At 67.7% G+C, this 21276-nt stretch carries 22 protein-coding genes; 5 read left to right on the top strand and 17 right to left on the bottom strand.

Translation table 11 applies throughout. The features are described 5' to 3' along the window. Positions 1–46: 46 nt before the first annotated feature. From QZM67_RS06780 to QZM67_RS06770, 3 genes are all read right to left on the bottom strand, one after another. A complete protein-coding gene (locus QZM67_RS06780; RefSeq protein WP_301801457.1) occupies positions 47–244 on the bottom strand; it encodes a DUF3311 domain-containing protein in 198 nt (65 codons plus the stop codon). A gap of 239 nt (positions 245–483) precedes the next feature. Further along, a complete protein-coding gene (locus QZM67_RS06775) occupies positions 484–1605 on the bottom strand; it encodes a Fic family protein (RefSeq protein ID WP_301801456.1) in 1122 nt (373 codons plus the stop codon). 94 nt (positions 1606–1699) lie between these two features. Further along, a complete protein-coding gene (locus QZM67_RS06770; RefSeq protein WP_301801455.1) occupies positions 1700–2617 on the bottom strand; it encodes a LysR family transcriptional regulator in 918 nt (305 codons plus the stop codon). Between the two features lie 128 nt (positions 2618–2745). On the opposite strand from QZM67_RS06770, the gene QZM67_RS06765 reads away from it, so the two are divergent. After that, on the top strand, positions 2746–3471 hold the full coding sequence (locus QZM67_RS06765; RefSeq protein WP_205821291.1) for a pirin family protein: 726 nt from the start codon (positions 2746–2748) through the stop codon (positions 3469–3471). A gap of 61 nt (positions 3472–3532) precedes the next feature. Then, positions 3533–4135: an NAD(P)H:quinone oxidoreductase gene (gene wrbA / locus QZM67_RS06760; protein ID WP_043184002.1), complete on the top strand. Its 603-nt coding sequence runs from the start codon at positions 3533–3535 to the stop codon at positions 4133–4135. A gap of 96 nt (positions 4136–4231) precedes the next feature. On the opposite strand, the gene QZM67_RS06755 is transcribed toward wrbA, so the two are convergent. The 7 genes from QZM67_RS06755 to QZM67_RS06725 form a co-directional block, all read right to left on the bottom strand. Beyond that, the gene (locus QZM67_RS06755) at positions 4232–4537 is read right to left on the bottom strand and encodes a hypothetical protein (RefSeq protein WP_175020898.1); all 306 of its coding nucleotides are present in this window, start codon (positions 4535–4537) and stop codon (positions 4232–4234) included. Between the two features lie 230 nt (positions 4538–4767). Further along, positions 4768–5502 (bottom strand): LrgB family protein, encoded by a 735-nt coding sequence (locus QZM67_RS06750; protein WP_089454563.1) that lies wholly within the window; start codon positions 5500–5502, stop codon positions 4768–4770. Continuing rightward, positions 5499–5870 carry a CidA/LrgA family protein gene (locus tag QZM67_RS06745; RefSeq protein WP_301801452.1) on the bottom strand — a complete coding sequence of 124 codons (372 nt, stop codon included), beginning with the start codon at positions 5868–5870 and terminating at the stop codon, positions 5499–5501. The genes QZM67_RS06750 and QZM67_RS06745 overlap by 4 nt, the downstream gene beginning before the upstream one ends. 386 nt (positions 5871–6256) lie before the next feature. After that, positions 6257–7297: an alpha/beta hydrolase gene (locus QZM67_RS06740; protein ID WP_301801451.1), complete on the bottom strand. Its 1041-nt coding sequence runs from the start codon at positions 7295–7297 to the stop codon at positions 6257–6259. A 65-nt stretch (positions 7298–7362) separates the two neighbouring features. Then, positions 7363–7788: an organic hydroperoxide resistance protein gene (locus tag QZM67_RS06735; RefSeq protein ID WP_175020900.1), complete on the bottom strand. Its 426-nt coding sequence runs from the start codon at positions 7786–7788 to the stop codon at positions 7363–7365. 224 nt (positions 7789–8012) lie between these two features. Beyond that, the gene (locus tag QZM67_RS06730) at positions 8013–8579 is read right to left on the bottom strand and encodes a TetR/AcrR family transcriptional regulator (protein WP_301801449.1); all 567 of its coding nucleotides are present in this window, start codon (positions 8577–8579) and stop codon (positions 8013–8015) included. 117 nt (positions 8580–8696) lie between these two features. Further along, the gene (locus tag QZM67_RS06725; protein WP_175020902.1) at positions 8697–9293 is read right to left on the bottom strand and encodes a TetR/AcrR family transcriptional regulator; all 597 of its coding nucleotides are present in this window, start codon (positions 9291–9293) and stop codon (positions 8697–8699) included. Between the two features lie 142 nt (positions 9294–9435). On the opposite strand from QZM67_RS06725, the gene QZM67_RS06720 reads away from it, so the two are divergent. From QZM67_RS06720 to QZM67_RS06710, 3 genes are all read left to right on the top strand, one after another. Next, positions 9436–10455 (top strand): S9 family peptidase, encoded by a 1020-nt coding sequence (locus tag QZM67_RS06720; RefSeq protein WP_301801448.1) that lies wholly within the window; start codon positions 9436–9438, stop codon positions 10453–10455. 98 nt (positions 10456–10553) lie between these two features. Continuing rightward, the gene (locus QZM67_RS06715) at positions 10554–12407 is read left to right on the top strand and encodes an ABC transporter ATP-binding protein (RefSeq protein WP_301801447.1); all 1854 of its coding nucleotides are present in this window, start codon (positions 10554–10556) and stop codon (positions 12405–12407) included. A 124-nt stretch (positions 12408–12531) separates the two neighbouring features. Beyond that, positions 12532–13044, top strand: a complete 513-nt coding sequence (locus tag QZM67_RS06710) for a DUF4262 domain-containing protein (protein WP_301801446.1) — start codon at positions 12532–12534, stop codon at positions 13042–13044. 41 nt (positions 13045–13085) lie between these two features. Here the strand turns inward: QZM67_RS06710 and QZM67_RS06705 are convergent, their stop codons facing one another. The 7 genes from QZM67_RS06705 to QZM67_RS06675 form a co-directional block, all read right to left on the bottom strand. Continuing rightward, the gene (locus QZM67_RS06705) at positions 13086–14576 is read right to left on the bottom strand and encodes an aldehyde dehydrogenase (RefSeq protein ID WP_301801445.1); all 1491 of its coding nucleotides are present in this window, start codon (positions 14574–14576) and stop codon (positions 13086–13088) included. A gap of 25 nt (positions 14577–14601) precedes the next feature. Then, on the bottom strand, positions 14602–16017 hold the full coding sequence (locus QZM67_RS06700) for an amidase family protein (protein WP_301801444.1): 1416 nt from the start codon (positions 16015–16017) through the stop codon (positions 14602–14604). Between the two features lie 47 nt (positions 16018–16064). After that, positions 16065–16445 (bottom strand): cupin domain-containing protein, encoded by a 381-nt coding sequence (locus tag QZM67_RS06695; RefSeq protein WP_089454574.1) that lies wholly within the window; start codon positions 16443–16445, stop codon positions 16065–16067. Between the two features lie 71 nt (positions 16446–16516). After that, positions 16517–17809 (bottom strand): FAD-binding oxidoreductase, encoded by a 1293-nt coding sequence (locus QZM67_RS06690; protein WP_301801443.1) that lies wholly within the window; start codon positions 17807–17809, stop codon positions 16517–16519. Positions 17810–17835: 26 nt separating this feature from the next. Beyond that, entirely contained in the window at positions 17836–19416 is a 1581-nt protein-coding gene (locus QZM67_RS06685) for a DUF3138 family protein (protein ID WP_301801442.1), read from the bottom strand. 21 nt (positions 19417–19437) lie between these two features. Beyond that, the gene (locus tag QZM67_RS06680; RefSeq protein WP_301801441.1) at positions 19438–20379 is read right to left on the bottom strand and encodes an ABC transporter permease subunit; all 942 of its coding nucleotides are present in this window, start codon (positions 20377–20379) and stop codon (positions 19438–19440) included. Further along, positions 20376–21276 (bottom strand): ABC transporter permease subunit (locus tag QZM67_RS06675; protein ID WP_301801440.1); only part of this gene is annotated, 901 nt, incomplete at its 5' end. The genes QZM67_RS06675 and QZM67_RS06680, both read right to left, overlap by 4 nt.

Below are 21276 nucleotides of genomic sequence, written 5' to 3'. Positions count from 1 at the left end.
TTCGCCGGAAAGCGTGCGGGCGGCCGGCGGGCAGCGGATGCGTGCGCTAGGCGGCGCCGCTCGCGTGGCGGTCGTACAGCATCCAGCATGCGAACAGGCAGCCGGAGGTCAGCACGAACCACGCGAAGATCCACATGAAGATGAACGGCACGCCCAGCACGTAGCGGTCCTGCGCGGCAACCCAGGGCAGCAGGCCCATCACGCCGAGATACGGAATACCGATGCCGATCAGATACCTGAGCATGCATGTCTCCTCGAAAGCGGGTTCGTGCGACAGGGTCGTACGCGGGGCGGCGGATGTCGCCTGTACGACACCCGGCGTGGAATCCAGTATTCGAAGACAAAAAGGCTCGGGATAGTGCCAGACGCGGGCAATCGCTTGGGCCAGCGGCCTGCCGCCCGGTCATTGCGAAAATGATCGAAGCGGCCACGCGACCCCGCGCCGTCACGAGCGACGCTCGCCGGTCACGACATGCGCCGGCGTCAGCCGTCGAACGGCGCCAGCTCGTAACTCGTGCTGCGGCCGCCGGACGACGAGCGGCGCAGCACGCCGCGCTCGACGAGCTCCGTGATGTCCCGCAGCGCCGTGTCTTGCGAGCACTTCGCGAGCGCCGCCCACTTGGTGGTCGTCAACTTCCCCTCGAAGCCGTCGAGCAGGCGATTCATGACCTTGACCTGACGTTCGTTCATCGCGAAGCCGGCACTGCGCTGCCAGAAGCGCGCCTTGACCAGCACCGCATCGAGCGTCGTGTGCGCATGATCGATGGCCCTGCCGAGCGCGGTCAGGAACCACGCGAGCCATTCCGTGACGTCGAGCGTGCCGCGCTGCGTACGCTCGAGCACGTCGTAATACGCGTTGCGCTCACGCTGGATTTGCGCCGACAGGCTGTAGAAGCGTTGCGGACTCCGGTCGGCGCGCGCCAGGACCAGATCGCCGAGCGCGCGCGCGATCCGGCCGTTGCCGTCGTCGAACGGATGGAGCGTGACGAACCACAGGTGGGCCAGGCCGGCCCGGATTAGCAAGGGCTCGACCGGCGCGGCATTGAGCCACGTGAGAAAGCGCGCGATCTCGCCAGTCAGGCGCACGGCGGGAGGCGCTTCGAAATGCACGCGCTGCCGGCCGATCGGCCCGGACACGACCTGCATCGGCCCGCTTGCATCCGTCCGCCACGCACCGACCGTGATGCGCGACATCCCCGAGTAGCCGGTCGGGAACAGCGCCGCATGCCACCCGAACAGACGGGCGTCCGTGACCGGCGCCGCCGCGTGGGTCGTTGCGTCCAGCACCATGTCGACCACGCCCTCGACATGGCGATCGACCGGCGCCAGCGCCCCGATGTCGACGCCGAGCCGGCGCGCAATCGACGACCGGACCGATGCCACGTTCAGGCTTTCGCCCTCGATGGCGCTGGTCTTGACGACGTCCTCCGTCAGCGCGGCGAGGCTGGCCTCGTCGCGCAGCGCCAGGCCGACATCCGCCAGCCGCCCGGCCAGCATGCCTTGCGCACGACTGACGTCGGCGAGTGGCGTCGCCAGTGCCGGGAGGTCGAAGCGCCACACAGGCCAGTCGGCCGACTCCCAGATGTAGGTGTAATCTCCGCTCATGATGCGGAGATTATCTCACCCATTCACCGCATGGCTCAATATTCTCCGCAATTTTCGCGGAGAATAACGCCTCCATTCCCCGCAAACCCGCCCGTTACCGCGCCCGGCCGGCTCCGCCCTTCGCCGCCGGCGCAGCCTCCCCGAGCCGTTCCGCGAGAAACGCGATGAACGTGCGCAGCGTGACGAACCCTTCCCGATGCTGCGGGAACACCGCATTGAGCGTGATCGGCGACGGCGCATACGCGTCGAGCACTGGCAGGAGCGCGCCACTGTCGAGCGCCGCACCGACGATGAAGTGCGGCAGCAGCGCGATGCCGAGCCCTGCGATCGCCGCGTCGCGCACCACTTCGCCGTTGTTCGCGACGAGCGGCCCCTGCACGTCGAACGTGCGCGCCGCGCCGTCGATGCGGAATTCCCAGCCAACCCGCCGCTCGCGCCCGTACAGCAAGCACGTATGGCCGGCGAGATCGGCCGGCGTCGCCGGCGTGCCCTGCCGCTTCAGATAGGCAGGGCTCGCACACGCGATCATCCGCCACGCGGCGAGCGAGCGCGCGATCAGCGTCGAATCCTCGAGCGAGCCGATCCGCAGCACCAGATCGAAGCCCTCGCCGATCACGTCGACGCGCCGGTCGGTCAGGTCGAGGTTTAGCCGCACGGCCGGGTGCGCGGACAGGAATTCGGCGATCAGCGGCGACACGTGCGTGATCCCGAACGACAGCGGCGCGCTGATCTTCAGCGATCCGTGCAGCTCGGTGCTGCGCACCGACATCGCCTGCTCGGCGTCGGCGATCTCCGCGAGGATCCGCTGCGCGCGCGCATAAAACTCCTGCCCCGATTCGGTCACCGCGAGGTTGCGGGTGTTCCGATGCAACAGCCGCACGCCGAGCGACGCCTCCAGCGCCATCGTGCGCCGGCTGACGAACTGCTTGGACAGCATCAGTTGATCGGCCGCCGCCGTGAAGCTGCCGGCATCGACCGTCGCGACGAAGATCCTCAGATCGTTGAGTTCCATATTGTCCACTCCATAGCGACAGTCATTATCTCCTCAGTCATTTATTTGTCAAATCGATTGACCTAAGATGCTTCTCAACGAACAGCCGCGCCCACTTCCGAGGTTCGGCGTCTTGAAGGACAAAAATCATGATCGAAATCCGTGCAGCAAACCAACGTGGCCGTGCGGAGCATGGCTGGCTCAGCTCCCGTCATACGTTTTCGTTCGCGAACTACTACGATCCGAAGCAAGTCGGCTTCTCCGACCTGCTGGTGATCAACGACGACCGCGTCGCGCAGGGCGGCGGCTTCGGCACGCACCCGCACCGCGACATGGAAATCCTGTCGTACGTGCTCGAGGGCGCGCTGGAACACAAGGACTCGATGGGTACCGGGTCGGTGATCGTGCCGGGCGACGTGCAGTTGATGAGCGCCGGCACCGGTGTGCGCCACAGCGAGTTCAACCACTCGAAGGAAGTGCCGGTTCACTTCCTGCAGATCTGGGTCGGGCCGGCTGAAAAAGGTGCGGAGCCGCGCTATCAGCAGACGAATGTCACGGCCGGCGACAAGCGCGGCAAGCTCGCGCTCGTCGTATCGCCGACCGGCGACGCCGGTTCGCTGCAGATCCGGCAGGACACGCGGATCTATGCGGGCCTGTTCGACGGCGATGAACGCGCGACGCTGGAACTGGCGCCGAACCGCTTTGCGTACGTGCACGTGGCACGCGGCAGCGTGACGGTCAACGGCGTGACGCTCGGCGAAGGCGACGGCGCGCGCGTCCGCGACGAACAGGTGCTGACGTTCGCCGACGGGAAGGATGCCGAAGTGCTGGTATTCGACCTGCGTCCGGTCGAAGTAACCGCCGAGTGGGCATAAAGCCCGTTCGGGAAACCGGGCCCCGCTGAACGCGGGGCCCTTTTAATCGGAGATTCGCAAGATGGCCAAGGTACTCGTTCTTTACTACTCCTCCTACGGGCACGTCGAAACGATGGCGCAGCACATCGCGGAAGGCGCGAAATCGGTGGCGGGCGTCGAGGTCACGCTCAAGCGCGTGCCGGAAACGATCCCCGCCGACCAGGCCCGGGCAATCGGCGTGAAGGTCGACCAGGCTGCACCGGTCGCGACGGTGGACGAACTCGCCGACTACGATGCGATCATCTTCGGCACGCCGACCCGCTTCGGCAACATGGCCGGCCAGATGCGCACGTTCCTCGACCAGACCGGCGGCCTGTGGATGAAGGGCGCGCTCGTCGGCAAGGTCGGCAGCGTGTTCGCGTCGACCGGCACGCAGCACGGCGGCCAGGAAACGACGATCACGTCGTTCCACACGACGCTGCTGCACCACGGGATGGTGATCGTGGGCGTGCCGTATGCGTGCAGCGGCCTCGTCAACATGAACGAAATCACCGGCGGCTCGCCGTACGGCGCGAGCACGCTCGCGGGCGCGGACGGCAGCCGCCAGCCGAGCGCGAACGAGCTCGACATCGCGCGCTACCAGGGCAAGCACGTCGCGGAAATCGCGAGCAAGCTCGCGTCGTAACGCGGCGGCCAGACCGTTCGGGCAGCCCCGCACACGCGCAAACGGCGCCGGTCGATCCGGCGCCGTTTGCGCTGTGCCCGGGCCCGAACCCGGCCGTTACTGGCCCGACGCCGGCGCGGCCGGCGCCGCCTTCGTCGCGGGCGCCTTCTGCGCGGCGTTCTGCGGATAGTTGCTCTGGTCGTTCGTCAGCCGGTAGCCGCTACCCGTGCCGATCGCCTTCAGGTCCGACGCGTGCCGTGCCCGGGCAGCCTTGCGGGCCGCCTTCTTCTGCGCCTTGTCGACCTGCTTCTGCGTCGGCGCGGACGCCTGATCCTGCGCGTATGCCGCCGGCGCCGCGGTCAACAGCAGACCGAACGACGCCGTTACTGCTACTGCCACCGAAACCACGCGAGACTTCTTCATGGCCGGATCTCCTTGTCGATTGTTGGTTGTGGGTCAGACACCGGCGCGCACGCGACCGCTTGCGACATCGGAGCCGATGCAACGTTAGCCGATCAGTATGCACTTGTCCGTGTGCGTTCCTGAATTCTCCCGATAACGGCCACGATACATGCGCACCGCGTGCGCCGCCGTTCCGGCACCGCGCGTGCGCCATCAGGGAAACCGATAACCCGGCCTGGCCCGGCCGGCGCTCAGATCCAGCGCGACAGCACCGGCAGCAGGATCGGCACGACGAAGGCCGTCAGCACGCCGTTCAGCCCCATCCCGAGCCCGGCGAACGCGCCGGCCTCCTCGCTGACCTGGAACGCACGCGCGGTGCCGATCCCGTGCGACGCGACGCCGAGCGCGAATCCGCGCACGGCCGGCTCGTCGACGCGCAGTGCGTTGAGGATCCCGCGCGCGCACACGGCCCCGAAGATCCCGGTCGAGATCACGAGCACGGCGGTGAGCGACGGAATTCCGCCGATTTCCGCGGCGACGGCCATCGCGATCGGCGTCGTCGCCGATTTCGGCGCGAGCGATGCGATCGTCTGATGCGACGCGCCGAACAGCGCCGCGATGCCGACCGCCGACACGATCGCGGTCAACGAACCCGCGAGCAGGCCAACCAGCAGCGGCACCGCGGCGCGGCGCAGCTTCGACCACTGGCGGTACAGCGGCAGCGCGAGCGCGACGGTCGCGGGGCCGAGCAGGAAGTGGACGAACTGCGCGCCTTCGAAATACGTCGGATATGGCGTATGCGTGATCGTCAGCAGCACGACGATCAGCGCGACCGCGATCAGCACCGGGTTCGCGAGCGGGTTGAAGCGCGCCCGCGCATAAACGGCTTGCGCGAACAGATACGCGATCAGCGTGATGGTCAGGCCCAGCAACGGGGTCGCGGCGAGATAGACCCAGATCGCGCCGAGTTTCGGGAAGGCCGTCATTGCGCGCCCTCCGCGGTGCCGCCCGTGCGCCGCTGACGTCGCAGCAACGCACGCGTGACGAGGGCCGTCACGGCAATCGCGAGCGTGGTGCTGACGGCCAGCGCGACGACGACCGCGACCGCATCGCCGCGCACGCGGTCGGCCGACACCATGATGCCGACGCCGGCCGGCACGAACAGCAGCGACAGGTGGCGCAGCAGCTCGAGCGCGGTCGGCTCGATCGCGTCGGCCACCTGCGGCCGCAGCATCACGAAGCCGAACAGCAGCAGCATGCCGATCACGGGGCCCGGCACCGGCAGGCCGAACAAATAGGACACGCCTTCCCCGAGACACTGGAAGGTCAGCAAGACCGCGAACGCCTGCAGCATGAACCGTTTCTCCCGAACGTGGCCGCGCAGCCGTGCGACCGGTGGCCGGCGGGTTGAGGTGCCGGCGTGGACGATACGCGCGATCGTACCAACAATGCGTCCGGCGCGGGCGCTGCGGCCGACGACGCGTACGGGCAGAGCCGTGACGTGAAGCACCGCGCGAAGCCGGCGATGCGGCGCGGATCGAGAAAGAAATCGTGCTGCTGAACAACGGCGGAAAAGCGCTGATGTCGCGGTGTGCTCGTGCAGGGTGCTGCGTGCAAGCCGGCACATTCGCCCGGCTCCCCCCGCATGCAATGAAGGCGGGCATGCGCCCGCCTCGTCGGTCGTCATCGGCACTCGCGCGGCCGCCACTTCAAGGGCCGCGCGAGTGCGAACCCGTCGCGTTACTTCAACCGTGTCGCGATCTCGTTCGCCATCGCCTTCATCGCGGCCTTCGTCGGTGCATCCGTGGCCAGTGCGTTCAGCAGGCCAAAATCATGGATGGTGCCGTCGTAGCGCGTGGTCGTCGCGTCGACACCGGCCGCGTCGAGCTTGCGGCCGTACGCTTCGCCTTCGTCGCGCAGCACGTCGAACTGCGCGACCTGGATCAGCGCCGGCGGCAGGCCCTTCAACTGCGCGGTGCTCGCACGGAGCGGCGACGCGTAGATCTCGTTGCGTTGCGCTTCGTTCTTCGTATAGGCATCCCAGAACCACTTCATCATCGGCCGCGTCAGGAAGTGACCCTGCTGATACGCGTTGTACGAGCCCGTGTTGAAGTTGTGGTCGGTCACCGGCCACATCAGCCCCTGGAAGCGGATCGCGGGGCCACCCTTGTCCTTCGCCATCAGCGCCACCACGGCCGCCATGTTCCCGCCGACGCTGTTGCCGACCACCGCGAGACGGCTGCCGTCGACGCCGATCTCCGCGCCGTGCGCGGCCACCCACTTCGTCGCCGCATACGCCTGGTTGATCGCGACCGGGTAATGCGCTTCCGGCGACGGCGTGTAGTTCACGAACACCGCGACGGCCCCCGATTGCACGACGAGGTCGCGCACGAGGCGTTCGTGCGTCGGGAAATCGCCGAGCACCCAGCCGCCGCCGTGAATGAACATGAACACCGGCAGCGTGCCCGTCGCGCCTTGCGGGCGGACGATCGTGACCGGCACGGACAAGCCGTCCTGTTCGATCGTGCGGTTCGACACGTCGATGCCCGACAGGTCGACCTTCGCGCCGTTCTGCGCATCGACCAGCACCTGGCGCGCCTTCGCGGGGCTCAGCGTTTCGAGGCCCGGGCCTTTCTGGCCGTTCAGCGCGGCGAGGAAGGCGCTCGTCGTCGCATCGGGCCGGACGGCTTCGGCGCCGGCGCTCGCAGCGAACGCGGTGGTCGTGGCGGACAGTGCCGCGGCGACGGCGGCAGCGATCAGCAGCGGCTTGACGATCTTCATGGTGTAACTCCTTGGCTCAATCTGTGAATGACAATGTGGCGGTAGATGATTCGCAATGCGTACGATCAGACGAGCGTGAGCGTGACGTCGATGTTGCCGCGCGTCGCGTTCGAGTACGGGCACACAAGGTGCGCGCGATCGATCAGCGTCTGCGCGGTATCGCGATCGAGGCCCGGCAGCGAGATCTTCAGTTCGACTTCGATACCGAAGCCGTTCGGGATCGCGCCGATGCCGACGCTGCCTTCGATCGAGGCGTCCGCGGGCATCGCGATCTTGTCGCGGGCCGCGACGAACTTCATCGCGCCGATGAAGCACGCGCTGTAGCCGGCGGCGAACAGCTGCTCGGGGTTCGCGCCTGCGCCGCCCGCGCCGCCGAGCTCGCGCGGCGTGGCCAGCTTCAGGTCGAGGTTGCTCTCGGGCACCGTGGCGCGGCCGTCACGGCCGCCGGTGGCTTTTGCATGGGCGCGGTACAGCACTTTTTCGATCGACATGACCAGCTCCTTTTCAATCAGTGAGTGAAACAGCCTTCCAACCCGGGGCCGCGTGCCGGCTGCTCTGCAGCCGGTTTCGCGTTTGTTTATCTACTCATAGATAGATAAACATCCCCAAAAAATGCAGGTGGTTGATCCACCTGCTCAAGCCATCTATCTATCACAAGATAGATAACCAGATCCAATAAAAAGGCGGCGAACCGCCTGACCGCTTGCGCCGCCCGTCAGGGCCGCGTTTTCCAGACCGCCTCGACATCCTCGAGACGCGCCCGCGTGTGAAACAGCCGGCTGGCCAGCACGCTGCCCTGGAACGCCGCATACAACGTGCGCGCGGCCGTGTCGGGCTGGCCGCTGAACTGCAGCGTGCCTTCCTTCGCGCCCTGCGCCAGCAATTCCGCGAGCCAGCTCTCGTTGGCCTTGAAGAACGCCTGCACGGCCTGCCGCACGTTCTCCGGCAACGATTCGATATCGGCCGCGAGCATCCCGCACAGGCAGATCATGTTGCCGTCGCCGAGCGTGCGGCCGAACATCTTCGTGTACAGGCTCAGCTTCACGTCGGCCGGCAGCGCCGGATCGATCGCCCGCATCGCCGAGAGGACGTCGTCGCTGTAGACCGACACCGCTTCCAGCACGAGATCGTCCTTCGACGGGAAGTAGTAGTGGATGCTCGACGTCTTCACGCCCACCAGATCGGACAGGTCTCGATAGCTGAAGCCGTTGTAACCGCGCAGCATCATCAGCGTGATCGCGTGGTCGAGAATCTGTTCGCGGACGGTCGGTTTCGTTTCCATGGAGCGAACTTTATCTACTCATAGATAGACAGTCAAGGATTTTTTTGAGGGCACGATGCGCGCGCCCGGTTCGGATAGCGCCCGAACCCGGCGTGCGTCAAACCGGCGCCGCCACACTTACTGCGGCTTCAACATCCGCTGAATGATCGTCCGCAGCATCGCCTGGTGTGCGCGCGGCTTGAACCCCGGCTCGAACACGACGCGCCCGACCGCGCCTTCCGCGAGCGCGAGCAGCCAGGTCGCAACGAGATCGGGCTTCAGGCTGCCATCGATCTTCCCCTGCGCGACGCCGCGCTTGATCAGCGCGACCATCCGCCCTTTCACCTGCGCCTCGTTCGCCGCGAACAGCGCCGCGACGTCCGGATTACGCGTCGCCTCCGCCGCGGTCTCCACGCTGATGCGCGCATAGACGGGATCGCTCGACAGTTCCATCAACGTCAGCGCTATGTCCTCGATCGCGGTCAGCGCATCGTCGACGTCCGCATGCCGCGCGAACAGTTCGGCCATCTCGCGCTGGTCCTCCTGCGCGACCGCCTCGATGATCGCCGCCTTCGTCGGGAAATAGTGGAACAGGTTGCCGGGGCTCATGCCGACCGCCTTGCAGATCGCGGCCGTGGACGTCGCATGGAAGCCGTCGCGCGCAAAACAGTCGATCGCGGCGTCCAGGATCTGGCGCCGCTTCGCTTCCACTCTTTCAGGGTCGATCTTTCTCAACAGGAACTCCGTGCTCGACGTTGGCTCAAATCTTTATTAGACTGATTAGTCGATCTATTATCGTGGCGACGTCCCGCAGGCGTCAAGGCATCGTGTACGTGCCGCCTGCGACCTCCGCTCACACCACCGCTCCGAGGGCCTCTTGAAACGAACCGTCATTGCCGGCATCGCGCTCGTCCTGCTCCTGCTCGCAGCGGTCGGCGCAATCGCGTTGCGCGGCCTGTCCGACTTCGAGCTGAAGGGCGCGGAGGTTTCGACGCTCGCGTTCCGCGCCGGCGACGCCGCTCTCGTCGGCACGCTCGCACTGCCGGCCCACGCGCCCGATGCGCCGATCGTGCTGCTCGTCCACGGCGACGGGCCGCGCACGCGCTTCGCGGACGACGCGATGCTGCCGCTCGTCAACAGCCTGCTCGACGCCGGCATCGGCGTGTTCGCGTGGGACAAGCAAGGTACCGGCCGCAGCAGCGGCGACTGGCTCATGCAATCGATGCAGGGCCGCGCGAACGAAACGATCGCCGCGATGGCGCGCGTGCGCGCCGCCGTCGGTCCCGCGCCCAAGATCGGCCTGCTCGGCTTCTCGCAAGGCGGCTGGGTCATTCCGCGCGTCGCGAATGCGGTGCGGCCCGCGTTTTCGGTGATCGTCGGCGGCGCCGTCAGCTGGCGCCGGCAAGGCACTTACCTGACGCGACAGCAGCTCCAGGCAACCGGCCTGCAGCCGGATCGAATCGATGCGACACTGGCCGCCGAGCGACGCGACAACGACGCGATCTTCGGCCAGGCGGACGTGCCGGCCGATCCGCGCCGCCGCCCCGACATCGAGCCGCGCCGCTTCGGCTTCATCGCGCGCAACTACCTGGAAGACGCGTCACAGGCGCTCGCGACGATGCAGGGGCCCGTGCTGGCCGTGTGGGGCGCGCTGGACCGCAATGTCGATCCGGTCGACGAGGCGAACGCTTATACGCAAGCGTTCGCGAACCGGCCCGACCGGCGCGTGGTGGTCGTGCCCGGTGCGACGCATGGGCTGCTGCGTGGCAGCTGGTTCGACTACCAGCTCGAGTCCGACTGGCCGACGTGGAAGCAGTGGCTGTACACGGCGCTCGGGCGCCATGCGTATGCACCGGGCACGCTCGGCCCGATCGAGGCGTGGATCCGCGCGCAGTGAACACGTGTGCAACACGGCGCCTCCACGCAAGGCGTCGCGCATGAAACGGGCATTACGGGCCGCGCCGGTCGGCGCGGCCGCATCAAGGAGAGGTTTCAATGTTTTCGTGGTTTGAACGGCGCCTGCCGACTTTCCCGCTCGAAGATCCCGCCACGCCGCCGCGGGGGTTCTTCTCGTTCGTCTGGGCGTGCACGAAAGGCGCGCGCAGCTGGGTCCTGCTGATCGCGCTGACGTCGGCCGCGCTGGCCGCGTACGAAGCCGCGCTGTTCGCGATGATGGGCCGCGTGGTCGACTGGCTCGCGTCCGCGACGCCAGCCAATTTCGGCGGCCGGCACTTCGGCACGCTCGCCGGTTTCGCGGCGATTCTCGCCGGCAGTACGCTGCTGATCGCGCTGCATACGATGGTCAAGCACCAGGTGCTCGCGATCAACTTCCCGATGCGGCTGCGCTGGCTGTTTCACCGGCTGATGCTCGACCAGAGCCTGTCGTTCTACGCGAACGAATTTGCGGGCCGCGTGACGACCAAGATCATGCAGACCGCGCTCGCGGTGCGCGACGCGCTGTTCATGTCGGTCGACGTCGTGATCGGCGTCGCCGCGTACCTGATCGGCATCCTCGCGCTCGCGGCCAGCTTCGACTGGCGGCTGATGATCCCGCTTGCGCTGTGGGCGCTCGGCTACGGCCTGGCGTGCGCGTATTTCGTGCCGCGCCTCGGTGCCGTCGGCAGCCGGCAGGCCGATGCGCGCGCACTGATGACGGGCCGCATCACCGACGCGTATTCGAACATCACGACCGTGAAGCTGTTCTCGCACACGCGGCGCGAAGCCGACCACGCGCGCCGCGCGATGGAAGCGTTCAAGGCGACCGGCGACGCGCAGATGCGCCTCGTCAGCGCGTTCGAGGTCGTCAACCACCTGCTGTCGACGCTGCTGCTGGTCGGCTCGACCGGCCTCGCACTGATTCTGTGGATGCATGGCGAGGTGAGCGCGGGCGTCGTCGCGGCGGTGATCGCGATGGCGCTGCGCCTGTCGAGCTATTCGCACTGGATCATGTGGGAGATGACCGAGCTGTTCGAGAATGTCGGCACGATCCAGGACGGCATCAACACGCTGACGAAGGTACGCAGCGTGGTCGACGCGTCCGACGCGAAGCCGCTCGCGGTGCAGCGCGGCGGGATCGTGTTCGACAACGTGCAGTTCGCGCACGAGGACAACGACCGCGCGGTGTTCGACGGACTGAACCTGACGATCCGGCCCGGCGAGCGGATCGGCCTGATCGGCCGCTCGGGGGCCGGCAAGTCGACGCTCGTGAACCTGCTGCTGCGCTTCTACGACGTGGGCGGCGGCACGATCCGGATCGACGGGCAGGACATCGCGCACGTGACGCAGGACAGCCTGCGCAGCGCGATCGGGATGGTCACGCAGGATACGTCGCTGCTGCACCGGACGATGCGCGAGAACCTGCTGTACGGGCGCCCCGACGCGACCGAGCGCGAGATGCACGACGCGGCCGTGCGCGCGGAAGCGTCCGAGTTCATCGACCGGCTGCGCGACCGCCACGGCCGCAGCGGCTACGACGTCGAGGTCGGCGAGCGCGGCGTGAAGCTGTCGGGCGGCCAGCGGCAGCGCGTCGCGATCGCGCGCGTGATGCTCAAGGACGCGCCGATCCTCGTGCTCGACGAAGCGACCAGCGCACTCGACTCCGAGGTCGAAGTCGCGATCCAGCGCAGCCTCGACGATCTGATGAGCGGCAAGACGGTGATCGCGATCGCGCACCGGCTGTCGACCATCGCGGCGATGGACCGGCTGATCGTGCTCGACGAAGGGCGCATCGTCGAGGAAGGTACGCACCAGCAGCTGCTGCAGGCCGGCGGCATCTATGCAGCGCTGTGGACGCACCAGAGCGGCGGGTTCCTCGGTGAAACGGCGGACGCGGAAGGCGCGGAGCAGTAGGCGGAACCGCTGTGGCAACATGGCGGCGCAGCGATCGGCGGAGAATTCGGCCGCGATCGCTTCCCCGCCGGCCGGACACCATCGCCCGGCTTCCTGTCGCCCGACACCGATCCAGGGAGTTCCTATGACCACGCGACCCAATATCGCCACCGCGCTCGACGCGCCCGATTCGGTGCTTGAGGAAGATGAGCAGCGATTCGTAAACCAGATTCGCCAGCACGGGTGGTTCCGCACGGAAGTGTTTGCGGAAGGAGACGAACCGGGGTTCTCGTTCACGACCGGGTTGTGGGTCAACCACGGCTTTCCGGAAATCATCGTGTTCTCGTTGCCGGCACGTATCGTCCACGACGTGCTGTGGGACGTCTACCGGAAGGTCGGGGCCGGCACGCCGCCTCCGGTCGGTGAAGTCACCGCATCCGTCTACGCGAACGCGAACGCGCTCCTCATGCCGGTCGAGAAAGCGCACTACGAAGCCCACCTCGGCTGGAATCGCTGGTTCTACGGCAACGACGACTTCCCGTGCGTCCAGCTGCTGTGGCCCGACCGCAACGGGATCTTTCCGTGGCAGCCGGAAGCGGACGACGCGCTGAATGCCGCGCAGCCGCGACTGTTCGTACCGGGCGACGATCGGCGGTGATCCGCGCGCGGCACGCCGCAAGCGCGCCGCGCAGCCCCACGCTACAACCGCACGACCGTCGACTTCAGCTCGGTGTACTTGTCGAGCGCATGCAGCGACTTGTCGCGGCCGTTGCCCGACAGCTTGTAGCCGCCGAACGGGAAGTTCATGTCGTCGCTGCCGTCGCCGTAGCAGTTGACCCACACGGTGCCCGCGCGCAGCCGCCGCGCAACGGCATGCGCGGTCGAGAGATCGGCCGACCATACGGCCGCGGCCAGTCCATACTCGGTGTCGTTGGCGATCCGCACGGCCTCGTCGACCTCGTCGAACACGATCACCGACAGCACCGGCCCGAAGATCTCTTCACGCGCGATCTTCGCGTCGGGCTTCACCTCGAACACCGTCGGCTCGACATAGAACCCGCCCGTCTCCTCGCGCACGCGCGCGCCGCCCGCGACGAGTTTGCCCTCGTCGCGCCCGGCGCCGATATACCCCATCACGCGATCGAGCTGCGTGCGATCGACGATCGCCCCCATCGTCACCGACGGATCGAGCGGATGCCCGGGCGCGTAGCGCCGCGACGCGTCGACCAGCTTCGCGACGAATGCGTCCTTGATGTCGCGATGCACGAGCAGGCGCGACCCGGCCGTGCACACTTCGCCCATGTTGAAGAAGATCGCGTCGGCAGCGGCCTGCGCGGCGCGGTCGAGATCGGGGCAATCGCGCAGCACGATGTTCGGCGACTTGCCGCCGAGCTCGAGCCACACGCGCTTCAGGTTCGACTGCGCGGCGCACGCCATGATCTGCTGCCCCGTGCGGGTCGATCCCGTAAACGCGATGCAGTCGACGTCGGGATGCAGCGCGAGCGCCCTGCCCGGCTCCGCACCGCCCGGCACGACGCTGAACACGCCGGGCGGCACGCCCGCATCGCACGCGAGCTGCGCGACGCGAATCGCGGTGAGCGGCGATTTCTCGGACGGCTTGAGCACGACGCTGTTGCCGGCCGCGAGCGCCGGCGCGAATTTCCACGCGGCCATCAGCAGCGGGAAATTCCACGGGACGACGGCCGCGACGACGCCGATCGGCTCGCGCGTGACGAGCCCGACCAGATGATGGTCCACCGGCGCGACTTCGCCGCCGACCTTGTCGATCGCTTCCGCATACCAGTCGACACAATGGGCGGCGGCCGGCACGTCGATCGCCGTGGTATCGGCGATCGGCTTGCCGGTGTCGAGCGTCTCGAGCAGCGCGAGCTCGTCGAGATGCTCGCGCATCAGCGCGGCCCAGCGCTGCAGCACCGCCTTGCGGGCGCGCGGGTTCATGCCGGCCCAACTCCGCGCGTCGAACGCGCGGCGCGCGGCCGCGACCGCCAGGTCGACGTCGTCGGCGCCGCAATCGGCCACGTGCGCGAGCACGCAACCGTCGATCGGGCTCACGCTGGCGAAGGTCGCGCCGGTTTGCGCGTGGCGCGCCTCGCCGTCGATGAATGCGCGCCCGTCGATCCGCAACACGGCCGCGCGGGCCTGCCAGTCTTCGAATGTCGGTTGATTCATGCGTTTCCTCGTGAAAAGTCGCGCATCACGATCCGGTGACCGGATCGATCGGCGTAAAGATGCCCGCACGCGCCTCGATCGCTTCGCCTGCGGCGAGACACAGCGCTTCCTGGAAGCGTCCGGCGACGAGCTGCACACCGGTCGGCACGCCGTCGCGGATACCGGTCGGCACCGACAGCCCCGGCAGCCCGAGCAGTGCGGTCGCGAGCAGCGGCCCCTGCCGCTCGACGATCGCGCGCATCGCGTCGTCGCCGTGCTGATCGGCGTCGATCGCGAACGGCTGCGCGCACGACACCGGCATCAGCAGCAGCGGATAGCGCGTGAAGAATTGCTGCCAGTCGCGCAGCAACGCCGTGCGCCGCGCGAGGCCGTTCATGTAACCCGCGAGGTCCAGCGGCTTCGCGAGATGGCGCTGGCTCGCGAACGCGGTACGGATCGCCGCGTCGCCGTGCTGCATGATCACGTCGCCGAGGCCGCCGCGCGCTTCGTTGGTCACCAGGTCCAGCCACAGTTCGCACGCTTCGGCGATCCGCGGCGGCACCGCTTCCTCGACGAGGCAACCTGCTTCTTCGAGCCAGTGCGCGGCCTGCCGGATCGCGTCGACCACCACCGGATCGGACGGCACGCCCGGCAGCGCCGGGCACACGGCCACGCGCGCGGGGAACGCGGCTTCGTGCGCAGTCGGCGCGACCGGCATCCACCATGCGTCGCGCGCGTCGCCTGCCGCCATCGCGCCGAGCGCGAGCCGCAGATCGCCGACCGTGCGCGCGAGCGGGCCCTGGACGGAGGCGAGCTGCACCGCAAGCGTGCGGTCCTTCGACTGCGTGGCGTTGTACGCCGGCACGCGCCCGGTGCTGGGACGCAGCCCGGCGACGCCGCACGCATAGGCCGGGTAGCGGATCGAACCGCCCAGGTCGTTGCCGTGCGCGATCGCGCCGATGCCGGCGGCCACGGCCGCGGCGGCGCCACCGCTGGAACCGCCCGGCGTCAACGACGCATCCCACGGATTCGACGTGCGGCCGTGCAGGTCGTTGTCGGTGAACCAGCGATACGAAAATGCCGGCGCATTGCTGCGCCCGATCACGATCGCGCCGGCCTTGCGCAGGTTCGCGGTCACCGGGCTGTCCTCGTGCGCGATCAGGTCCGAAAACGCGCGCACGCCGTTGGTCGTCGCGCATCCGGCCGTGTCGACGTTGATCTTCACGGTCACCGGCACGCCGTGCAGCGGGCCGACCGGCGCGCCGCGCGCGATCGCGGCGTCGGCATCGGACGCGGCCTGCAACGCGCTGTCGGCCATCACGTCGACGATCGCGTTGATGACGGGGTTCACCGCTTCAAGCCGCTGCAGGCAGCTGCGCGTGAGTTCGGTGGCAGACACGTCGCGACGCGCGACGTGCTCGGCCATCTCGGCCGCGCTGAGACGCCACAATTCCTGGGTCATGGGTTGCTCCTGGTTGATCTCGATGGTTGTGCTGAACCGGCCGCGCGTTACGCGCCCGGCTGCCCGGCCTGCGGTGCGTGCGACGCATAGATCTTGCGGCACTTTTCGACGACTTCCCACGTGCCGCGAAAACCCGGCGGAATCACGAAGCGGTCGCCCGCGCGCAACACGCGCTCGCGGCCGTCCGCGTCGCGCACGATCGCGACGCCGCTCAGCATCTCGCAATACTCCGACTCGTCGTACTCGATCGTCCAGCGGCCGGGCGTGCATTCCCAGATCCCGCAGCTGAACTGCCCGCACGGGCTGATGTAGTGATGCGACAGCGTCTGCAGCGGATTGCCGTCGAGCAGCAGCCCGCTCGGCACGCGGCTCTGCGTGAGCTTCGCCGGTGCCCGCATCAGGTCGACGAGATTCGTGATGTTGGTCATGAGTGCCTCCAGGGCATGAGTGATTCGAAACGTTTCGGTGCCGCGCGGACGGACGAGCCGCCCCGCGCGGATCAAAGCAGGTCCATCATCCGGTGCCAGGTCATCGCGAGCGCCAGCATCGGCGTGCGCAGCGCGCGCCCGCCCGGAAAGTCGCGATGGCGAATCCGGCCGAACAGGTCGAAGCGCGTGGCCTGCGCGTCGATCGCTTCCGCGATCAGCCGCCCCGCGAGGCCCGTCACGTTGACGCCGTGCCCGGAAAAGCCCTGTGCGAAATACACGGTCGGCTCGAGCCGGCCGAAATGCGGCGCGCGATTCATCGTCGCGTCGATCAGGCCGCCCCACGCGTAGTCGATCCGCACGTCGGCCAGCTGCGGGAACGTCTTCAGCATGTCGCGCCGCATCGCGGCCGCGAGGTCGCGCGGCGCGTTCGTCGAGCTGCTGGCCTTGCCGCCCCACAGCAGCCGGCGGTCGCGCGTCAGCCGGAAATAGTCGAGCGCCGAATTGGTGTCGCTGATCGCGGCGTTCGCCGGCATCGTCTGTGCGGCACGTGCGTCATCGAGCGGCTCCGTCGCGATCAGGTACGTCGCCACCGGAATGATCTTGCGTGCGAGCGACGGCGCCAGTTGCCCGAGGTACGCATTGCAGGCCAGCACGACGTAGCGGGCATCCACGTACCCGCGCGCGCACCGGACGCGGTGGTGCGGTGCGGCGCGATCGAGTGCGAGTGCTGGCGTGTCCTCGTAGATCGTCACGCCGGCCGCGCACGCCGCCCGGGCGAGGCCGAGCGTGTAGTTCAGCGGATGCAGGTGACCGCTGCCTTCGTAGCGCAGGCCGCCGGCGTAACGGTCGGATGCGACAAAGTGCGGCATGTCGGCGCGCTCGACGATTTCGTAGCCGCGATAGCCGAAGCGGCTTGCCGCGGCATCGCGCCACGCACGCAGCGCATCGAGATGACGCGGCTTGTTCGCCGCGGTCAGGTAGCCGAAGGTCAGGTCGCAATCGATGCCGTGCCGCTCGACCCGCTGCCGCACGATATCGACCGACTCCAGCCCCATTGCCCAGACACGCCGCACGTCGTCTTCCGGCAGGTACGCGGAAAACGTATCGATGTCGCACGAGTATCCGGCGATCAGCTGGCCGCCGTTGCGGCCGCTCGCGCCCCAGCCGATCTTCGACGCCTCGACGAGTACGACCGAATGGCCGCGCTCGGCGAGATCGAGTGCCGCGGACAGGCCCGTGAGCCCGCCGCCGATCACGCACACGTCGGCGGTCACCGCCCCGTCGAGCGGCGGATGGCGCGTGCGGTTGTTGGCCGTCGCTGCATAGTAGGACTGAACATGTTGCTGGTTTTCGAACTTGAGCATGTGCAAGACTCGCGAACGGCGTCGCGTCAGAACGCGTAGATGAGTTGGGTGGCGAGCAGATCGTTCGACTTCCCGTACGACCCGTCATGACGCAGGAACACCTTGTTGCTCGCCCAGTCGTGCCGGTATTCGACCTTCACCGTCACTTGCTGGGTCGGGTAGAACAGCAGGTCGAACGCGGCGGCCTGCCGCGTCGCGCCCTTGCACTCGAAGCCGACCCCGCCGTTCGCCTTCGACTGCGCCAGGCAATCCGCGTCGATCCCGAAGCCGTTGTTTGGATCCATCCCGTTGCCATTCAGGCCGATCGACGAGCCGCCACCGCCGTTCTTCCGGTTCACGAGCAGGTCGTAGCGCAGCGTCGCGCCCATGCGGCCGACCACCGGCGCGTTGAACTTGCGGTGCGCGAGCAGCGACAGCCCGAACCACTGCGCGAGCCCGCCGTTGAACGCGCCGTGCTGCTGCTGGCCGTAGTCGAGCTCGGCGTTGTACTGCGCATCGGCGAGCGTGTAGGTCGCGTCGGCTTCGCCGAAGAAGAACGCGCCGTATGCGCTCGGTGCGTTGCCGCCCACGCCGTAGCGTACGTTGCCGGTCGCCGGATCGACCGCGCTCGGCAGCGTCTGGCGGCCGATGCTGATCGAGCCGCCAACGTCGAGCGCGCTGCCGTGCAGGTAATCGACCCGCGCGGTGAAGGTCGGCACCTTGTTGCTGGTCGTGATCGGGTCGCCGAGCGCGTTCACGCCGGTCTGCGTGACCGCGCCCGCGCTGCGGAACTGCTCGTTGCCGACGAAGAACTTCCACGCCCAGTGGCCGTCCGGGCTCTGGTAGTTGAGACCCGCGCCGATCGACGAGCCTGGATCGGAGAAGTCGTACAGCAGGTTGTGCGTGAGCGTCAGCATCATGTTCGACTGCTGGTACTCGTAGCCGCCGAAGCCCGTCACGAGGCCGCCGGTGAGCGCCGTCGTGCCCGACAGCGGCACGGTCAGGACGGCCGTGTTGATGATGTTCAGGCCGCTCGAACCGCTGCCCGTCATCATCGACAGGCCCGCGCCGCGGTTCGGCATCAGCGTGATTTCCGCGGACGGCGCGGTCGGGCCGACCCCGAAGGTCTTCTTGATGTCGAGGAACACGTCGCCGAACGTGCTGTTGTAGTAGGTGTACGCATTCTCGTGGTTCGCGAACTGGAACGACGACGTGCCGGCACCCCGGTTGTACAGGTAGGTCGGATCGAGATAACCCGTCACCGACAGCCCCGCGATCGGGCCCGTGCGCGCGGCATCGGTCAACGAATCGACCTTCAACTGCTGGTTCGCGACCTGCTGGCGGATTTCAGACACGTCGTCGTTGGTCAGCACGGCCGCTGCCTGCCCGTAGCCGGGTGCGGACGGGTCAGCCGCCGCGCCGGTCGCCGCGTTCGACGCGTTCGACGCGCTCGCCGCGGCCGGTACGGCCGAAGGCTTCGCGCCGAGTTGCGATTGCAGCGCGCTCATCTGCCGCTGCAGCACCGCGATCTGCTGCTGCAGCGTCCGGATCTGGTCGGCGCTCGAGTTCGCCGCGGCCAGCCCCGGCAACGCTCCGGCGATCAGCGCGCAGAGCATCTTCTTTTTCATGGAATGTCTCCTTGTCGTTCGTCACTTCGTGGGATGCGGGATACGGTCGTGCAGCGGCGGCGCGGCCGGCGGGCGCGCGGGCGGCATGGTGGAAGGCGACGCGGGCGTGCCGGATACCTCGGACGCGGATGCCGCGTGCCACATCCGCGTGTCGCGCGCCTGCCGCCGCTCGCGGGCCAGCATCGCGCGGTTCACGACGACGACGCCGATCGTCACGACGGTGATGAACACCGTGGCGAGCGCATTCATCTCCGGGTTGAGCCCCATCCGCACGCGCGAGAACACGACGAGCGGCAGCGTCGTCGAGCCGGGGCCCGACAGGAACGCGGACAGGATCACGTCGTCGATCGACACCGTGAACGCGAGCAGCCAGCCGGACACCAGCGCCTGCGCGATGAGCGGCAGCGTGATCACGAAGAACACCTTCCACGGCCGCGCGCCGAGATCGAGCGCGGCTTCCTCGATCGAACGATCGAGCTCCTTCACGCGCGACTGCACGATCACCGCGACGAACGACAGGCAGAGCATCACGTGGCCGATCCAGATCGTCAGCCAGCCGCGCCCGGCCGGCCAGCCGAAGGTCTGCTGCATCGCCACGAACAGCAGCAGCAGCGAGATGCCCTGGATCACTTCCGGAATCACCAGCGGCGCGTTGATCATCGCGGCGTACAGCGTGAAGCCGCGGAAGCGCCCCATGCGGGCCAGCACGAAGCCGGCCCAGGTGCCGATCGCGACCGACGCAGTCGCCGTCAGCAGCGCGATCTTCAGCGACAGCCATGCGGCCGCGAGCAGTTCGTCGTCGTGCAGCAGCGCGCCGTACCACTTCAGCGAGAAGCCCGACCACACCGTCACCAGCTTCGATGCGTTGAACGAATACACGACCAGGCTGACGATCGGGATGTACAGGAACAGGAAGCCCGCGCCCAGCACGCACGCGGACAGGATGCGATTTGCGCGGTTCATGGCTTGGCCTCCGCTTCGGTCTGGCTGTAATGGAGCAGCGCCATCGGCACGAGCAGCAGCAGCACCATCGTCACCGTCACCGCGGACGCCATCGGCCAGTCCATGTTGTTGAAGAACTCATCCCACATCACGCGGCCGAGCATCAGCGTGTTCGCGCCGCCGAGCAGCTCGGGGATCACGTATTCGCCGACCGCCGGGATGAACACGAGCAGGCTGCCCGCGAGGATGCCGTTGCGCGACAACGGCAGCGTAATGCGCCAGAACGCGGACCACGGCGTCGCGCCGAGATCGTTCGCGGCCTCGAGCAGCGTGAGGTCCATCTTCACGAGGTGCGCGTACAGCGGCATCACCATGAACGGCAGGTACGAATAAACCATCCCGATGTAGACGCCCGCGTCGGTGTGATACAGGCGCAGCGGTGTCGCGATCACGCCGAGCGCAGCCAGCACGTGGTTCAGCAGCCCGTCGTCCTTCATGATCCCGACCCATGCATAGACGCGGATCAGGAACGACGTCCAGAACGGCAGCATCACGGCCATCATCAGCAGGTTGCAGCGGGCCGGCGCCGATCGCGCAATGAAGTACGCGATCGGGTAGCCGGCCAGCAGGCACATCAACGTCGACGCCGCGGCCATCTTCAGCGAGCTGACATAGGTGTTCAGGTACAGGTCGTCCTGCAGCAGCAGCGCGTAATGTTTCAGCGACAGCGCGACCTGCACGGTGCCCGCCTCCAGCCGCGCAAGTGCGGTGTACGGCGGGATGCCGAGCATCTGGTCGGCGAAGCTGATCTTCAGCACCAGCACGAACGGCAGCGCGAAGAACACGGCCAGCCACAGGAACGGCACGCCGATCGCGACGCTGCGACCCGACGGCAGAAAACGCGACAGCGCGGCAAAG

Origin of the sequence: Burkholderia sp. AU45251, from assembly GCF_030482905.1 — a bacterium.
GTDB lineage: Bacteria > Pseudomonadota > Gammaproteobacteria > Burkholderiales > Burkholderiaceae > Burkholderia > Burkholderia aenigmatica.
This window is presented reverse-complemented; position numbering and strand designations above follow the sequence as displayed.

Excerpts from the sequence above, each read along its gene's own strand:
- QZM67_RS06735 (WP_175020900.1), bottom strand. The coding sequence starts at position 7,788 with ATGTCGATCGAAAAAGTGCTGTACCGCGCCCATGCAAAAGCCACCGGC.
- QZM67_RS06775 (WP_301801456.1), bottom strand. The coding sequence starts at position 1,605 with ATGAGCGGAGATTACACCTACATCTGGGAGTCGGCCGACTGGCCTGTG.
- QZM67_RS06765 (WP_205821291.1), top strand. The coding sequence starts at position 2,746 with ATGATCGAAATCCGTGCAGCAAACCAACGTGGCCGTGCGGAGCATGGC.
- QZM67_RS06715 (WP_301801447.1), top strand. The coding sequence starts at position 10,554 with ATGTTTTCGTGGTTTGAACGGCGCCTGCCGACTTTCCCGCTCGAAGAT.
- QZM67_RS06730 (WP_301801449.1), bottom strand. The coding sequence starts at position 8,579 with ATGGAAACGAAACCGACCGTCCGCGAACAGATTCTCGACCACGCGATC.
- QZM67_RS06755 (WP_175020898.1), bottom strand. The coding sequence starts at position 4,537 with ATGAAGAAGTCTCGCGTGGTTTCGGTGGCAGTAGCAGTAACGGCGTCG.
- QZM67_RS06700 (WP_301801444.1), bottom strand. The coding sequence starts at position 16,017 with ATGACCCAGGAATTGTGGCGTCTCAGCGCGGCCGAGATGGCCGAGCAC.
- QZM67_RS06680 (WP_301801441.1), bottom strand. The coding sequence starts at position 20,379 with ATGAACCGCGCAAATCGCATCCTGTCCGCGTGCGTGCTGGGCGCGGGC.
- QZM67_RS06690 (WP_301801443.1), bottom strand. The coding sequence starts at position 17,809 with ATGCTCAAGTTCGAAAACCAGCAACATGTTCAGTCCTACTATGCAGCG.
- QZM67_RS06750 (WP_089454563.1), bottom strand. The coding sequence starts at position 5,502 with ATGACGGCCTTCCCGAAACTCGGCGCGATCTGGGTCTATCTCGCCGCG.
- QZM67_RS06685 (WP_301801442.1), bottom strand. The coding sequence starts at position 19,416 with ATGAAAAAGAAGATGCTCTGCGCGCTGATCGCCGGAGCGTTGCCGGGG.
- QZM67_RS06705 (WP_301801445.1), bottom strand. The coding sequence starts at position 14,576 with ATGAATCAACCGACATTCGAAGACTGGCAGGCCCGCGCGGCCGTGTTG.
- QZM67_RS06745 (WP_301801452.1), bottom strand. The coding sequence starts at position 5,870 with ATGCTGCAGGCGTTCGCGGTCTTGCTGACCTTCCAGTGTCTCGGGGAA.
- QZM67_RS06770 (WP_301801455.1), bottom strand. The coding sequence starts at position 2,617 with ATGGAACTCAACGATCTGAGGATCTTCGTCGCGACGGTCGATGCCGGC.
- wrbA (WP_043184002.1), top strand. The coding sequence starts at position 3,533 with ATGGCCAAGGTACTCGTTCTTTACTACTCCTCCTACGGGCACGTCGAA.
- QZM67_RS06710 (WP_301801446.1), top strand. The coding sequence starts at position 12,532 with ATGACCACGCGACCCAATATCGCCACCGCGCTCGACGCGCCCGATTCG.
- QZM67_RS06740 (WP_301801451.1), bottom strand. The coding sequence starts at position 7,297 with ATGAAGATCGTCAAGCCGCTGCTGATCGCTGCCGCCGTCGCCGCGGCA.
- QZM67_RS06780 (WP_301801457.1), bottom strand. The coding sequence starts at position 244 with ATGCTCAGGTATCTGATCGGCATCGGTATTCCGTATCTCGGCGTGATG.
- QZM67_RS06695 (WP_089454574.1), bottom strand. The coding sequence starts at position 16,445 with ATGACCAACATCACGAATCTCGTCGACCTGATGCGGGCACCGGCGAAG.